The organism is Streptomyces sp. HUAS YS2, from assembly GCF_033343995.1.
GTDB lineage: Bacteria > Actinomycetota > Actinomycetes > Streptomycetales > Streptomycetaceae > Streptomyces > Streptomyces solicathayae.
The window spans coordinates 1,357,645-1,370,120 of the sequence record NZ_CP137573.1 but is presented as its reverse complement, the minus strand read 5'-3'; the positions used below and the strand labels follow the sequence as shown (position 1 = coordinate 1,370,120).

14 protein-coding genes are annotated in these 12,476 nt (G+C 72.7%); 5 read left to right on the top strand and 9 right to left on the bottom strand.

Annotation, left to right across the window (positions count from 1 at the left end; genetic code table 11):
- The first annotated feature begins 36 nt into the window (after positions 1–36).
- Positions 37–519, top strand: a complete 483-nt coding sequence (locus R2D22_RS06345; RefSeq protein ID WP_318101807.1) for a macro domain-containing protein — start codon at positions 37–39, stop codon at positions 517–519.
- An 86-nt stretch (positions 520–605) separates the two neighbouring features.
- Entirely contained in the window at positions 606–1,067 is a 462-nt protein-coding gene (locus tag R2D22_RS06340) for a hypothetical protein (protein WP_318101806.1), read from the top strand.
- Here R2D22_RS06340 and R2D22_RS06335 read toward each other — a convergent pair.
- Both R2D22_RS06335 and R2D22_RS06330 read right to left on the bottom strand, forming a co-directional pair.
- The gene (locus R2D22_RS06335; protein ID WP_318101805.1) at positions 1,064–1,213 is read right to left on the bottom strand and encodes a hypothetical protein; all 150 of its coding nucleotides are present in this window, start codon (positions 1,211–1,213) and stop codon (positions 1,064–1,066) included. The two genes, R2D22_RS06340 and R2D22_RS06335, sit on opposite strands and share 4 nt — an antisense overlap.
- A 220-nt stretch (positions 1,214–1,433) precedes the next feature.
- Positions 1,434–1,592, bottom strand: coding sequence for a hypothetical protein (locus R2D22_RS06330; protein ID WP_318110187.1), 159 nt, complete (start codon positions 1,590–1,592; stop codon positions 1,434–1,436).
- Positions 1,593–1,621: 29 nt separating this feature from the next.
- Here R2D22_RS06330 and R2D22_RS06325 point away from each other — a divergent pair, with 29 nt between their 5' ends.
- Positions 1,622–1,960 (top strand): FtsX-like permease family protein, encoded by a 339-nt coding sequence (locus R2D22_RS06325; protein WP_318109605.1) that lies wholly within the window; start codon positions 1,622–1,624, stop codon positions 1,958–1,960.
- A gap of 77 nt (positions 1,961–2,037) precedes the next feature.
- Here R2D22_RS06325 and sph read toward each other — a convergent pair whose 3' ends face one another.
- Positions 2,038–3,036 (bottom strand): sphingomyelin phosphodiesterase, encoded by a 999-nt coding sequence (sph, locus tag R2D22_RS06320; protein ID WP_318101804.1) that lies wholly within the window; start codon positions 3,034–3,036, stop codon positions 2,038–2,040.
- Between the two features lie 256 nt (positions 3,037–3,292).
- On the opposite strand from sph, the gene R2D22_RS06315 reads away from it, so the two are divergent.
- Both R2D22_RS06315 and R2D22_RS06310 read left to right on the top strand, forming a co-directional pair.
- Positions 3,293–3,781 (top strand): F0F1 ATP synthase subunit B family protein, encoded by a 489-nt coding sequence (locus tag R2D22_RS06315; protein ID WP_318101803.1) that lies wholly within the window; start codon positions 3,293–3,295, stop codon positions 3,779–3,781.
- Between the two features lie 124 nt (positions 3,782–3,905).
- Positions 3,906–4,802 (top strand): oxygenase MpaB family protein, encoded by an 897-nt coding sequence (locus tag R2D22_RS06310; protein WP_318101801.1) that lies wholly within the window; start codon positions 3,906–3,908, stop codon positions 4,800–4,802.
- Here the strand turns inward: R2D22_RS06310 and R2D22_RS06305 are convergent.
- From R2D22_RS06305 to R2D22_RS06280, 6 genes are all read right to left on the bottom strand, one after another.
- A complete protein-coding gene (locus R2D22_RS06305) occupies positions 4,774–6,156 on the bottom strand; it encodes a GH1 family beta-glucosidase (RefSeq protein WP_318101799.1) in 1,383 nt (460 codons plus the stop codon). The two genes, R2D22_RS06310 and R2D22_RS06305, sit on opposite strands and share 29 nt — an antisense overlap.
- Positions 6,157–6,218: 62 nt before the next feature.
- Complete coding sequence (locus R2D22_RS06300) at positions 6,219–7,055, bottom strand: carbohydrate ABC transporter permease (protein ID WP_318101798.1); 837 nt, start codon at positions 7,053–7,055, stop codon at positions 6,219–6,221.
- Positions 7,052–7,960 carry a carbohydrate ABC transporter permease gene (locus R2D22_RS06295; RefSeq protein ID WP_318101796.1) on the bottom strand — a complete coding sequence of 303 codons (909 nt, stop codon included), beginning with the start codon at positions 7,958–7,960 and terminating at the stop codon, positions 7,052–7,054. Before R2D22_RS06295 ends, R2D22_RS06300 begins: the two co-directional genes overlap by 4 nt.
- 50 nt (positions 7,961–8,010) lie before the next feature.
- Positions 8,011–9,300 (bottom strand): ABC transporter substrate-binding protein, encoded by a 1,290-nt coding sequence (locus R2D22_RS06290; RefSeq protein WP_318101795.1) that lies wholly within the window; start codon positions 9,298–9,300, stop codon positions 8,011–8,013.
- 208 nt (positions 9,301–9,508) lie between these two features.
- Positions 9,509–10,537, bottom strand: coding sequence for a LacI family DNA-binding transcriptional regulator (locus R2D22_RS06285; protein WP_318101794.1), 1,029 nt, complete (start codon positions 10,535–10,537; stop codon positions 9,509–9,511).
- 203 nt (positions 10,538–10,740) lie between these two features.
- Entirely contained in the window at positions 10,741–12,303 is a 1,563-nt protein-coding gene (locus tag R2D22_RS06280) for a M1 family metallopeptidase (protein WP_318101793.1), read from the bottom strand.
- Between the last annotated feature and the right edge of the window lie 173 nt (positions 12,304–12,476).

The window sequence follows — 12,476 nt, the reverse complement described above, 5'->3', positions numbered from 1 at the left end:
CGGGCACTGTCGGTGGCGGCCAGTACGGTGAGAGCCATGACGGGGATCACGTACGTGCGGGGGGACGCCACCGCGCCGCAGGGCAAGGGCGTCAAGATCGTCGCGCATGTCTGCAACGACCTGGGCGGCTGGGGGAAGGGCTTCGTGGTGGCGATATCGCGCCGCTGGCCGGAGCCGGAGGCCGCGTACCGCCGCTGGCACCGCGAGCGGGCGCGGAACGACTTCGGGCTGGGGGCGGCGCAGTTCGTGCAGGTCGGCCCGTACCTGTGGGTGGCGAACCTGGTGGGGCAGCGGGGGATCCGTACGGGGCGGAGCACCGGCGTCCCGGTGCGGTACGAGGCGATCGACACGGCGCTCGGCGCGCTGGCGGAGAAGGCCGCCGAGCTCGGTGCGTCCGTGCACATGCCGCGGATCGGCTGCGGGCTGGCCGGCGGGAAGTGGTCCCGCGTCGAGCCGATGATCGAAGAGCGCCTGGTCGCCCGGGGGATACCCGTGACCGTGTACGACTTCGGCGACTGACGAGGCGACCCCGGCGCGGAGTTGTCGGCGGCTGCCGCTAGAGTCACGTGCTTGTTCGAATTCGGGGGACGAGCACGAGGAGGGGTATGGACGCGCAACTCAGGGAGACGGCGGGGGATTTGGCCCGTCTCCTGTGGCGGGAGCACACGGTCTACCGGGAGCGCGGGGGCGGTGTGGTGATCCGAGGCGAGCACGTCCGGCGCTGGATCAGCCTCGCGCCGACCGGAGGCAAGGACCGGGCTCTCCTGCGGGCCGGCCGCATCCTCGACGGCGGCACCACCGCCCCGGCCCGCTCCGAGGTCGTCGTGGATCTGACCGCGTCCACCGCGGAGCTCGCGGCCGTCTGCCGCCGCCTGCTGGCCGACGTCACCGCCGCCGCCGACGAACAACGCATCCCGCGCCCCCGCGCCGCCGAACCGTCCCGCGCCGGACGCGCCCCCCGCCCGCCGCGCCCGCGCAGGACCCGGCACACGAGCTTCGGCTCCTGGATGGTGCTGCTGTGCGTGGCCGGGATCGTCGCGCTGTACGTCCACTCCCTGTACCGCTAGCCGTCGCCGGGAACGGTCACCCAGTCCGTCGTGCCGCCCAGGGCCGTCACCAGCTCGAGGCCCGGGTCGTCCAGCTCCGCCACCAGGTGGTCGGGTTCCCGCCAGGAGACCCACTGGAGGAACCCGCCGATGCTGTAGCGGTGCACGAAACCGGGCTGCCGGGCTCGGTGACCCGGATCTCCATGCACACCCACCGGTTGCGGTGCCGCAGCCGGGTGCCGGGCGTGAGCACCGTCGACCAGTCCCCGATGCTCAGCCGCCGCTCGTCACCGGTACGCACCACGCGGAACGCGGCGCGCCCCAGGGTTCCCTCGTGCTCGACGACGGTCTGGGAATCCACGGTGTCTCCTTCGGGTTCGGCGCCGGTCAGCCCTGGAGGTACGCGAGGACGGCCAGTACGCGGCGGTGGTCGTCGGGGGCGGGTGGCAGGTCGAGTGAGGGGCCCCCGGCCTCACCGACGCCGCCGCGCGGGCGGTCGACGGCGCGGCGCTGCGGCGCACCACGGTACGCGGGACCGGGACGCACCCCGACGGGGTCGGCCGGCGCCGACCCGGCTGACTTCGTCCGCGTGCACCACCGGGCGAAGGCCCTCCAGTGCTCCCTGTCCGCACTGGCCGAGCCCGGCTCGGCTGCGCCGCTCGGGCGCGACGCCCCGGCAGTTGCTGGGCACAGTGGCCGCCGAGACCGGGTTCGTCGTCGCCCTGGGGGCCGTGCTCGGCGCGTTCGCAGCGCTCCCGTCGCTGCTCGGCATCCGGGCCGGCCTGAGCGGCACCCTCGGCGTTCCGGTCGACATGGTCGTCCCGTGGACTCCGGTGCTCACGGCGGTCGCCGGGTGTCTGCTGCTCGCGCTGGCCGCGAGCGTGCTCCCGGCCCGCCGGGCGCTGCGCGACTGAGCGCACGCCGCCCCGGTGACACGAAGGGCCGGGACCCCCGCACGGGTCCCGGCCCTCCCTCGCGTCGTGCCTTCAGATCACTGACCGGAGGCCACGACCGGGTAGTGGTCGGACAGGTTGCTGTACGTGTACGCCTTGCCCCAGCTGTAGACCGTCCAGGGCGTGGTGCTCTCCTTGATCACGTCGTTCGTCCAGCTCGCCGGGCGGGCGTGACCGTTGCGGTGCAGGACGTAGTCGAGGTCCTCGCGCGGGTCGGTCGGGTAGCGGTACGAGGCGATCGAGTTGTCCTGGGTGTCGAAGGAGTACGGGTGCCCGGTGCGGGCGTCCGCGCCGGCGACGTCCAGGTCGGCGAGCATCGAGGCGTACTCCGGCGTGCGGGAGTCCACGTTCATGTCGCCGGCCAGGATCACCTGCTCGTTCGCCGGGATGTTCTTGGCGTCCAGGAACGCGTCCATCGCCTTGAACTGGCGGCTGCGCATCTGCGCCGCCTCGCCCGCCGAGCAGCCCGGGTCGGTGGACTGCGCGTGCGTGCCGACGACGTGCACCTTCGTGCCGTTCACGTCGAGCACCGTGTAGACGAAGCCCTTGTTGGAGTACCAGTCGGCGCCGCAGGCGTCCTTGTAGACGTACTGCTCCTTGCGGACGATCGGCCACTTGCTGAGGATCGTCACGCCGCCGTCCTCCGGCGTCGTCGCCGAGTACGCGCCGCTGGTCGCGTCCCAGCCGGTCTTGCTGCGGCCCATGACCGGGGTCTGGTACGGGTACTGGCTCGCGGCGTTGGACTTGAGCGCGTCGGAGGAGGAGTTGTCGAAGGCCTCCTGGATCACGACCACGTCGTTGCCCTTGAAGAAGGGCGCGGCCGGGATCGCGGCGGCCCGGTGGTCCTGGCCCCAGTTCGGGTACAGGGTCTTGCTGAACAGGAAGGTGTTGTAGGTGAGCACCTTCAGGCTCGGCGTCGCCGCGGCCTGGGCGGTCTCGGCGGCCGTGGCCGAAGGCGCGGCCGCGGCCAGGCCGGCGGCGGCGAGCGCGAGGGACAGGGCGGCGCCGGGGACGCGGCGGAGCGGGCTGAGCGGCACGTGAACTCCCGTGAATGGTGGGGGGTTTTGGAGCGGCGCCGCACATCAAAGCAGCCGTAGTTACCTTCCGGTAGCCGTTGGGCGGCGGGAATCTTGCCGATCCGACACGAGCACGACAACTCTGCCCGGGGTCGGACCCGTGTCCCCGAGGGCCGGACCCGGATCCGGCCCGGGCCCGCCCAGGGTCCGGCCGGGTCCCGCCGCCGGGCCGGGCTCGTGTCCGGGGTGCTTTTCCCGACCGGGTAGGATGCCGCGCATGACCCTCGCGCAGAACTCGACGATCTTCGACATGGACCTCGGTCCGCTCAACCCCGTCACCGCGGAGCTGATCCTCGGTGTCGTGCTGTTCGCCCTGACCTTCCTCATCCTGGCGAAGGCGGTCCTGCCGAAGATCAGCAAGACCCTCGCCGAGCGTGAGAAGGCCATCGACGGCGGCAACGAGCACGCCGAGGACCTGCGCGCCGAGGCCGCCGATGTCCGCGCCCAGTACGAGGCCGAGCTCGCCGAGGCCCGCCACGAGGCCGCCCGCATCCGCTCCAAGGCCCAGGAGGACGGCGCGGCCGCCATCGCCGCCGCCCGTGCCGAGGGCGTCGCCGAGCGCGAGGCCATCCTGGCCGCCGGCCACGAGCGCATCGCCGCCGAGCGCGAGGCCGCCGAGCGCGAGCTGAACGCCGACGTCGACGCCTGGGCCCACGCTCTGGCCGGCCGCATCGTCGGCGAGCCGGTCGGCGCCGACCGCGCCTGACGCGACACCGATCAGCCCGGGAGGGGGCGGGGGCCACGGGCCCCCGCCCCCTCCCGGCGTATGGCAGCCTGGACACCGGAGGACGCCCACGGGAGACCCGGCTCCGGGACCTGGGGAGGTAGCGATGACCAGCGGCACCGCAGCGGCGCCGGAGCGTACGTCCGAGCCCGCGCCGCCCCCGCCCGGCGGTGTGCTGTGGAGCGTCGCCGGTGACGTCCGCGCCCTGCTGATGCTCCCCGCGGCCCTGACCATGCAGGTCGCCCACCCCGCGGTCGGCGCCGGCGTCGACGACCACTCCGTCTTCCGCACCGACCCCTGGGGCCGCGGCGAGCGCTCCCTGCGCTCCCTCCAGCTCTGGGTGTACGGGGGCGACGCGGCCGCCGAGGAGGGCCGCCGGCTGCGGCGGCTGCACCGCACCATCCAGGGCACCGACACCCGCGGCCGTCCGTACCACGCGCTGACCCCGGCGAACTACGCCTGGGTGCACGCCACCGGCTTCCCCGTCTACCAGCACGGGCTCAGCCACCTCGTCCGGCCCCTCTCCGAGGCACAGGAACGGCAGCTCTACGCGGAGTGGCTCCAGGTCGGCCGGGTCCTCGGCATCCACGACCGGGACATGCCGCAGACCGTCGAGGAGTTCTGGCCGTACTACCGCAAGGTCCTCGCCGACGAGCTGGAGGCCAACACCGTCGTCCGCGAACTGCTCGCGACCGACGTGGCGATGCCCGTACCCGACTACGGACCGCGGCCGCTGCGGCTGCTCCTGCGCGCGCTGTGGCCGGTGATCGTGCCCCGCTTCCTGCGGTTGCGCGCCTTCCTCACCGTCGGCCTCATGCCGCCCGACGCCCGCGCCGCGCTCGGCCTGGAGTGGACCGACGGGCAGGAACGGGCGCTGCGCCGGTTCTGCCGGGTGGTGCGTGCCGTCGTCCCCGTGCTGCCCGAGCGGCTGCGCTACCTGCCGCTCGCCCGCCGTGCCCGTCGCGAGGCCCGGCTCAGCGGCCGAGTCCGCCCCGCGCGATGACCCCCGCGTACCAGTGGGCGCTGTCCTTGGGCGTGCGGCGCTGGGACGCGAAGTCCACGTGCACGATCCCGAACCGCCTGCCGTAGCCGTACGCCCACTCGAAGTTGTCGAGCAGCGACCAGAGGAAGTAGCCGCGCACGTCCGCGCCGGCCCCGATCGCCCGGTGCACCGCCGCGAGGTGCGCGTCCAGGTAGGCCACCCGCTCCGGGTCGTGCACCGCGCCCGACGGGTCGGCGTAGTCGTCGTACGCCGCCCCGTTCTCGGTGACGAGGAGCGGCGTCCCGGGGAGCTCGCCCGAGAGCCGGGTCAGTACCTCGTACAGTCCGTCCGCGTCCACCGGCCAGTCCATCGCCGTGCGCGGACCGGGCGCGGGCACCAGCCGCACCCGCCCGGCGGCGCCCGGCCACGGGGAGGGCTCGCCGGACGGCTCCGGCGGGCCCGCGGCGGCGACCGTGGGGGAGTAGTAGTTCACGCCGAGCGAGTCGACCGGTGCGCTCACCGCCCGCAGGTCCCCGTCGTGCACGAAGGACCAGTCGGTGAGCCCGGCCGTGTCCTCGATCAGGTCGGCGGGCAGTCGGCCGTGGAACACCGGGTCGAGGAAGATCCGGTTGCCCACCGCGTCGATCCGGCGGGCCGCGGCCACGTCCGCCGGGGCGTCCGAGAGCGGGCGCACGGCGTGCACGTTGAGCGTCAGCGAGATCTCGGCCGGGGTGGGCAGCGCCGCGCGGAGCGCCGCGACCGCGCGGCCGTGCGCCAGGTTCAGATGGTGCGCGGCGCGCAGCGCGGCGGCCGGGTCCGTACGGCCGGGGGCGTGCACCCCGGAGGAGTAGCCGAGGAACGCCGCGCACCAGGGCTCGTTCAGGGTGGTCCAGGTGACGACCCGGTCGCCGAGCGCGTCCGCGGCCAGCGCCGCGTACTCGGCGAACCGCTCCGCGGTGTCGCGGTGCGGCCAGCCGCCCGCCTCCTCCAGCTCCTGCGGCAGGTCCCAGTGGTAGAGGGTGGCCACCGGCCGGATCCCGGCGTCGAGCAGCGCGTCCGCGAGCCGGCGGTAGAAGTCCAGGCCCTTCTGCAGCGCCGGCCCCCGTCCGGTCGGCTGTACGCGGGGCCAGCCGATCGAGAACCGGTAGTCGGTGAGCCCCAGCTCCCGCATCAGGGCGACGTCCTCGGGCATCCGGTGGTAGTGGTCGGCGGCGATGTCGCCGGTGTCGCCGTTGCGCACCCGGCCCGGGACCCGGCTGAACGTGTCCCAGATCGACGGCGTGCGGCCGTCCTCGGCCGCCGCCCCCTCGATCTGGTACGCCGCGGTCGCCGCACCCCAGCGGAAACCGGCCGGGAACTTCAGCGCGATGTTCATGGACGAGGAACTCCCTTGAGTGTCGCCGGATGTGAGAGAAGGTCAGCATGAGTGGAGAAGGCTCAGCCCTTGACCGCGCCCTGCATGATGCCGCCGACGATCTGCCGCCCGAGCAGGCCGAAGACCAGCAGCACGGGCAGGGTGCCGAGCAGGGTGCCCGCCATGACCACGGACTGGTCGTGGACGTAGCCGCCGCCGAGCTGCCGCAGGGCCACCTGCACCGTCGGTTCGGACGACGAGAGCGCGACGACCGGCCAGAAGAAGTCGTTCCAGGCGGCCATGAAGGTCAGCAGACCGAGCACCGCCATCCCCGGCCTGGCCACCGGCAGCACGATCGAGCGGAAGATCCGTGCCGAGGAGGCCCCGTCGACCCGGGCGGCCTCGATCAGCTCGTCGGGCAGCGCCTGCACGAGGAACTGGCGCATGAAGAAGACCCCGAAGGCCGACACGAGACCCGGCAGGATCACCGCCCGCAACTGGTTCACCCAGCCCAGCTCGGCGATCACCATGAACAGCGGGATCACCCCCAGCTGCGGCGGGATCATCATCGTGCCCACGGTCAGCGTGAGCAGCGCGTTCCGGCCCCGGAAGCGCAGCTTGGCGAAGGCGAAACCGGCCAGGGTGCAGCACAGGACGGTGCCGACGGTGATCGAGCCGGAGACGATCAGCGAGTTGAGCAGCGCCCGGCCGATGTCCGCCTCCTCCAGGACGGCCCGCACGTTGCGCAGCAGATGCGGTCCGGGCAGCAGGCTCGGCGGCACCTGTGCGAGGTCCGCGTTGGACCGGCTCGCGGCGACGATCGTCCAGTAGAACGGGAAGGCGGAGACGAGCACGGCCAGGATCAGCACCGTGTAGGTGATCCTCCCGCCGTGCCCGGCCCGCCCGGCGCGGGCGCTCACCGGCGCACCTCCTCGCGGGAACGGCGGCGCGCGAGCAGGGCGTTGACCCCGACGAGCACCACGATCAGCAGGAACATCAGCCAGGCGACAGCGGCCGCCCGGCCCAGATGGAAGAAGCCCCAGCCCTGCTCGTACAGGTAGAGCCCGAGGGTCTGGTACTGGTGCGAGATGCCGCCCGAGACCGAGCCCTCGAAGAGCAGCGGCTCGCCGAACAGCTGGGTCGCGCCGATCGTCGACACCACGACGGTGAAGACGATCGTCGGGCGCAGCCCGGGCAGCGTGACATGGACGAACTGCCGCCACCGGGACGCCCCGTCGACCTCCGCCGCCTCGTACAGCTCGGCCGGGATCGACTGCATGCCGGCCAGGTAGATCAACGCGTTGTAGCCGGTCCAGCGCCAGACGACGATCGACGAGACGGCGACCTGGGAGGCCAGGGTGCCGTTCTGCCAGTCCACCGGCCCCAGGCCGACCAACCCCACGACGTAGTTCACCAGGCCGAAGTCCCGGCCGAAGAGCTGGCCGAAGACGAGGGTGGCCGCGGCCACCGAGGTCGCGTACGGCAGCAGCATCGCGGTACGGAAGAACGTCCGGCCGCGCAGCTTGTAGTGCAGCAGGTGCGCGAGCCCGAGGGCCGTCGCGAGCTGCGGGACGGTGGAGAGCACGCCGATCGTGAACGTATTGCGCAGCGCCGTCCAGAAGTAGTCGTCGGCGAGGATCGCCGTGTAGTTCCCGAGGCCCCGCCACTGGAGGTCGCCGGGGGTCTGCAGTTCGACCCGGTAGAGCGAGACGAACGCGGTGTAGAGCAGCGGGAAGAGCCCGAAGGCGGCGAACAGGGCGAAGAACGGGGTGACATAGGCGTACGGGGCGAGAGTTCGCGGGGCGCGATTGCGCGGGCGGCTCACGGTGCGGGCCCTTCGGCAGGAGGTGAGGCGGGCGGGGCGGCCGGCGGGGCTCAGCCGGTGGCGTTCGCGACGCCCTTGCGCGCGTTCGACCAGGCCTTGTCCGGCGCGGTGCCCTTGCGCTCCACCTCGCTCAGCGCATTGGTGATCTGGTCGGCGACGTTCTTGTCGTGGACGCCGAGCACCTGCACCGGAGCGGCCTTCGCCGCCTCGCCGAAGATCTGCCCGATCGGCGCGCCCGAGAAGTACGGGTCGGTGGCGTCGGCGATCGCGTCGATCGCGCCGGTGGAGGACGGGAAGTTGCCCTGCTTGCGGAAGAGCTTCGCCTGTTGCTCGGGCGCGGTGAGCCAGGCGATCAGCTGGTACGCCTCCTTCTTGTGCTTCGCCGCCCGGGGCACGGTGAGGTACGAGCCGCCCCAGTTGCCCGCGCCGCCGGGGAGCTTCGCGACGTCCCACTTGCCCTTGCCGCTGTCGCCCGCCTGGCCCTTGATGTAGCCGAGCATCCACGCGGGGCAGGGGAGCGTGGCGAACGAGCCGGCGGCGAAGGCCTGGTTCCACTGCGGCGACCACTGGTCGAGCTTCGCGCTCAGTCCGTCCCGCGCGGCGCGCACCGAGGTGTCCCAGGCGGTCTTCACGGCCGGGTTGGAGTCGTAGACCAGGTCGCCGGAGGCGTTGTAGTAGCGCTCCTTTTCCTGGCCGATCATGACGGTGAACAGGCTGCCGACGCTGTCCAGCCAGGCGCTCTTGGCCGGGGCCTTGGCCCGGTACTGGCGGCCGAGCTCCAGGTAGCCGTCCCAGGTGGACCAGCGCTGGGCGAGCGTGGCGCGGTCGGTGGGCAGGCCGGCCTGCCGGAGCAGGTCGGTGCGGTAGCACATGGCCTCGGGACCGACGTCGGTGCCGAGGCCGAGCACCCGGCCGTCCCCGGTGGTGGCCGCGGACCACTTGGCGGCGGCGAAGGAGCTCTTCAGCGAGGCGGCGCCGTGCTGGTTCAAGTCCTCGAACTTGTCCGCCTGTTGGCTGGTCACAGAGGCGATCCGGCCGACCTCCACGGCCTGGACGTCGGCGAGTCCGGCGCCTCCGGCGAGCCGGGTCTGCAGCGACTTCCAGTAGTCCTGCTCGTCCTCGGTGTCGGTCTGCTTGATCTTCACGCCGGGATGCGAAGCCTCGTAGGCGGCGTACAGCCCGGCCTCCTGGTAGCCGAACGAACCGAAGAGGTCGACGGTCAGGGTGATGTCGCCGCCGGCGTCGTCGGACCCTCCCGAGCCCCCGGATCCGCAGGCGGCGATGAGCACCCCGGCGACGACGACCGCGCCGAGTCGGACGGCGGCTCTGGCTCTGGGCATGGGGAAGCCTCCCTGGGCTGGGGCTGGGGCTGGTGATCGGGCTCGGGCCGGCACCGAAGGCTGGACCGGGGGATGTGTGCAGGCGCGTGGATCCGGATCCTGAGAGCGCTCTCAGGACGAGGTTGAGAGCGCTCTCAGGGCCGCGTCTGGAGCGTGCCCGGCCCGGCCGCGTCCCGTCAAGAGGCGTGCGGCGTACGGAAGATGCGGATCAGGCGGAGGCCCGGCGGACCAGTGCGGTCGGTGTGACGACGGGCTCGACGCCCGGGCCGCCGTCCAGCAGCCGCATCAGCAGCCGGACCATCAACCGACCCATGCCCTCCACGTCCTGACGGACCGTCGTCAGCGGCGGCTCGGTGGCCTCCGCGATCGGGAGCATGTCGTCGAAGCCGACCAGCGCCACGTCGTCCGGGACCCGCAGGCCGCGTTCGCGCAGCACCCGCAGCGCGCCCGAGGCCATCAGGTCGTTGGCGGCGAACACCGCGTCCAGGTCCGGCCGCCGGTCGAGCAGTTCGGTCATCGCCCGGGCCCCGCTCTCCTCGGTGAAGGCGCCCTGTGCCACCAACGCCGTTTCCTCGTAGGGGAGTTCGTCCCGGTAGCCGGCCAGTCGGTCGAGCGCGGAGGTCTGGTCGGCCGGACCGGCGATGTGCGCGACGCGCGAGCGGCCGAGCGCGCGGAGGTGACGTACGGCGTCCCGCGCGCCGCCCCGGTTGTCGCAGTCCACGTACGGCGTCGCCGGCTCGTCCGCCCCGGCCGTCCAGCCGGGCCGGCCGCCGAACACCGTCGGCACCTGGATGCCGCGGACCAGGCCCGGCAGCGGATCGTCGTCGTGCAGCGAGAAGGCGAGCGCGCCGTCGACGTGGCCGCCGCCCAGGTACCGGACGATCCGTTCGTGGTCTTCCGGGCCCTCCACCCACAGGAGCACCAACTGGGCGTCGTGGGAGGCGAGTTCGCGACTGATGCCGCGCAACTGCCGCTCGAAGAACGGGTCGGAGAAGATCCGCAGCTCGGGCTCGGCGATGACGACGGCGACCGCCCCGTTCCGCCGGGTGACCAGGGTCCGGGCGGCGTGGTTGGGGATGTACCCGAGCTCCTCGACGGCCTTGCGCACCTTGAGGACCAGGGCCTCACGCACCCCGGCCCCGCCGTTGACCACCCGGGACACCGTCGCCCGCGAGACCCCGGCGCGCGCGGCCACGGCCTCGAGGGTGGGCCGCGTCCCGGACGTCGCTTCGCTCAAGACCAGCTCCCCACGGACGCGTCGGACGACCGTGCCGACGGCTCGGACGGTCTGACGGTACTGACGGCCACGAGCGTAACCGCTGACCGCCGCGTTGCGACCTCCCCCGGACTCCGTCCGGAGGCCTCGGGGAAAGCGCTCTCGACGCGGCCGGCCCGCCGCTCCCGCCCCGAGGGGGCGCGGAACGGCGGGCCGGCGGCGGCTCAGTGACCCCGCGCGCGCTCGTGACCGTGGTCGTGGACCGTGTTCGTCGCCGCGATCTTCTGCCAGGACTTCGGCCGCACCGGCTGCGCGACCGGCGCCGAGCCCTTGCCCGCGCCCGCCTCCGTGCCCGCGTCCGCCGTCCGCGCCGCGAGGCCCGCCTCCGCCGCGGCCGGCGCGGCCGGCTTCACCGGCTGGTACAGCCAGGTGTCGAAGAGGTCCGCCAGCGGCTTGCCCGAGACCCGCTCCGCGTACGCCACGAAGTCGCCGACCTTCGCGTTGCCGTACGCCCGCTCCGTCGGCCAGCCCTTGAGAACGGCGAAGAAGTCCTCGTCGCCGATCTCGTTCCGCAGCGCCTGCAGGGCCAGCGCCCCGCGGTCGTACACGGCGATGTCGAACTGGTTGTCCGGGCCCGGGTCGCCCGGCTTCACCGTCCAGAACGGGTCGTCGGCGGCGCGGCTCGCGTACACCCAGTCGGCAAGCTCCTGGGCCGTGCCCTCGCCCTCCTTCTCCGACCAGAGCCACTGGCTGTAGCGGGCGAAGCCCTCGTTGACCCAGATGTCCTTCCAGCCGTCGACGGAGACGCTGTCGCCGTACCACTGGTGAGCCAGCTCGTGCACGACCACCGAGACGTTCGCCCCGTTGGCGAACTGCCGCGGGCTGTAGAACGGCCGGGTCTGCGTCTCCAGGGCGTAGCCGCTGGTCACGTTGGGCACGTATCCGCCCAGCGCGTTGAACGGGTACGGCCCGAAGACCCCCTCCAGCCACTCCGCGACCTCGGTGGTGCGCTCGATCGAGGCCCGGGCCGCGCCCGCGTTGTCGCCGAGGTCCTTGCTGTACGCGTTGAGGACCGGCAGCCCGCCCGCGGTCTTGTCGGTCGTGATGTCGAACTTGCCGACCGCGAGCGTGGCCAGATAGGTCGCCTGCGGCTTGTTGGAACGCCAGTTGAAGCGGGTCCAGCCGAGCCGCGAGGACTGCGACTGGAGCACGCCGTTGCTGATGGCCTGGGTGCCGTCCGGCACCGACACCGAGACGTCGAAGGTGGCCTTGTCCAGCGGGTGGTCGTTGGACGGGAACCACCAGACCGCCGAGTCCGGTTCCTGCGCGGCGACCCCGCCGTCGGGGGTGCGGTGCCAGGCCGTCCAGCCGCCGATCTTCAGCTCGGACGGCTTGCCCGCGTACCGCACCACCACCGTGACCGGGGTGTTCTTCGCCAGTGGCGTCGCCGGGGTGACCTCCAGCTCGTGGTCGCCCGACGTGGCGAACGCGGCCTTGCGCCCGTTCACCCGCACCTCGTCGACCCGCAGTCCGAGGTCGAGGTTGAAGCGGGAGAGGTTCTGCTTGGTGGTGGCGAGGATCGTCGCCGTGCCCTCCAACAGGTCGGTCGTCGGCTGGTACTTCAGCCGCAGGTCGTAGTGGGAGACGTCGTAGCCGCCGTTCCCGCTCGCCGGGTAGTACGCGTCGCCGATGCCCGGGGCGCCGGGCTCGAAGCTCGCCGCCGATGCCGGGATCGCCAGCAGGACGGAGGCCGCGAGAACGCTCGGAACGACAAGTCTGCGGTGCACGCCAGAGCTCCTGTCTTGTAAGACGTGTGGGTGGTCGTCAGTCCTTATCGACACTATTCAGCGCCCTGTCGTGCCGTCATGTCCACAGTCCCTCCTGTCACACGATCGCCATTCGGCCGACATGAACACCCCTGAACCAGCTCTCTCACGACGGCACTCTTTTGCTCCGGAGT

Bases quoted from the DNA above. Each gene is read 5' to 3' on its own strand.
- R2D22_RS06290 (WP_318101795.1), bottom strand. From the start codon at position 9,300: ATGCCCAGAGCCAGAGCCGCCGTCCGACTCGGCGCGGTCGTCGTCGCC.
- R2D22_RS06310 (WP_318101801.1), top strand. From the start codon at position 3,906: ATGACCAGCGGCACCGCAGCGGCGCCGGAGCGTACGTCCGAGCCCGCG.
- R2D22_RS06340 (WP_318101806.1), top strand. From the start codon at position 606: ATGGACGCGCAACTCAGGGAGACGGCGGGGGATTTGGCCCGTCTCCTG.
- R2D22_RS06305 (WP_318101799.1), bottom strand. From the start codon at position 6,156: ATGAACATCGCGCTGAAGTTCCCGGCCGGTTTCCGCTGGGGTGCGGCG.
- R2D22_RS06345 (WP_318101807.1), top strand. From the start codon at position 37: ATGACGGGGATCACGTACGTGCGGGGGGACGCCACCGCGCCGCAGGGC.
- R2D22_RS06315 (WP_318101803.1), top strand. From the start codon at position 3,293: ATGACCCTCGCGCAGAACTCGACGATCTTCGACATGGACCTCGGTCCG.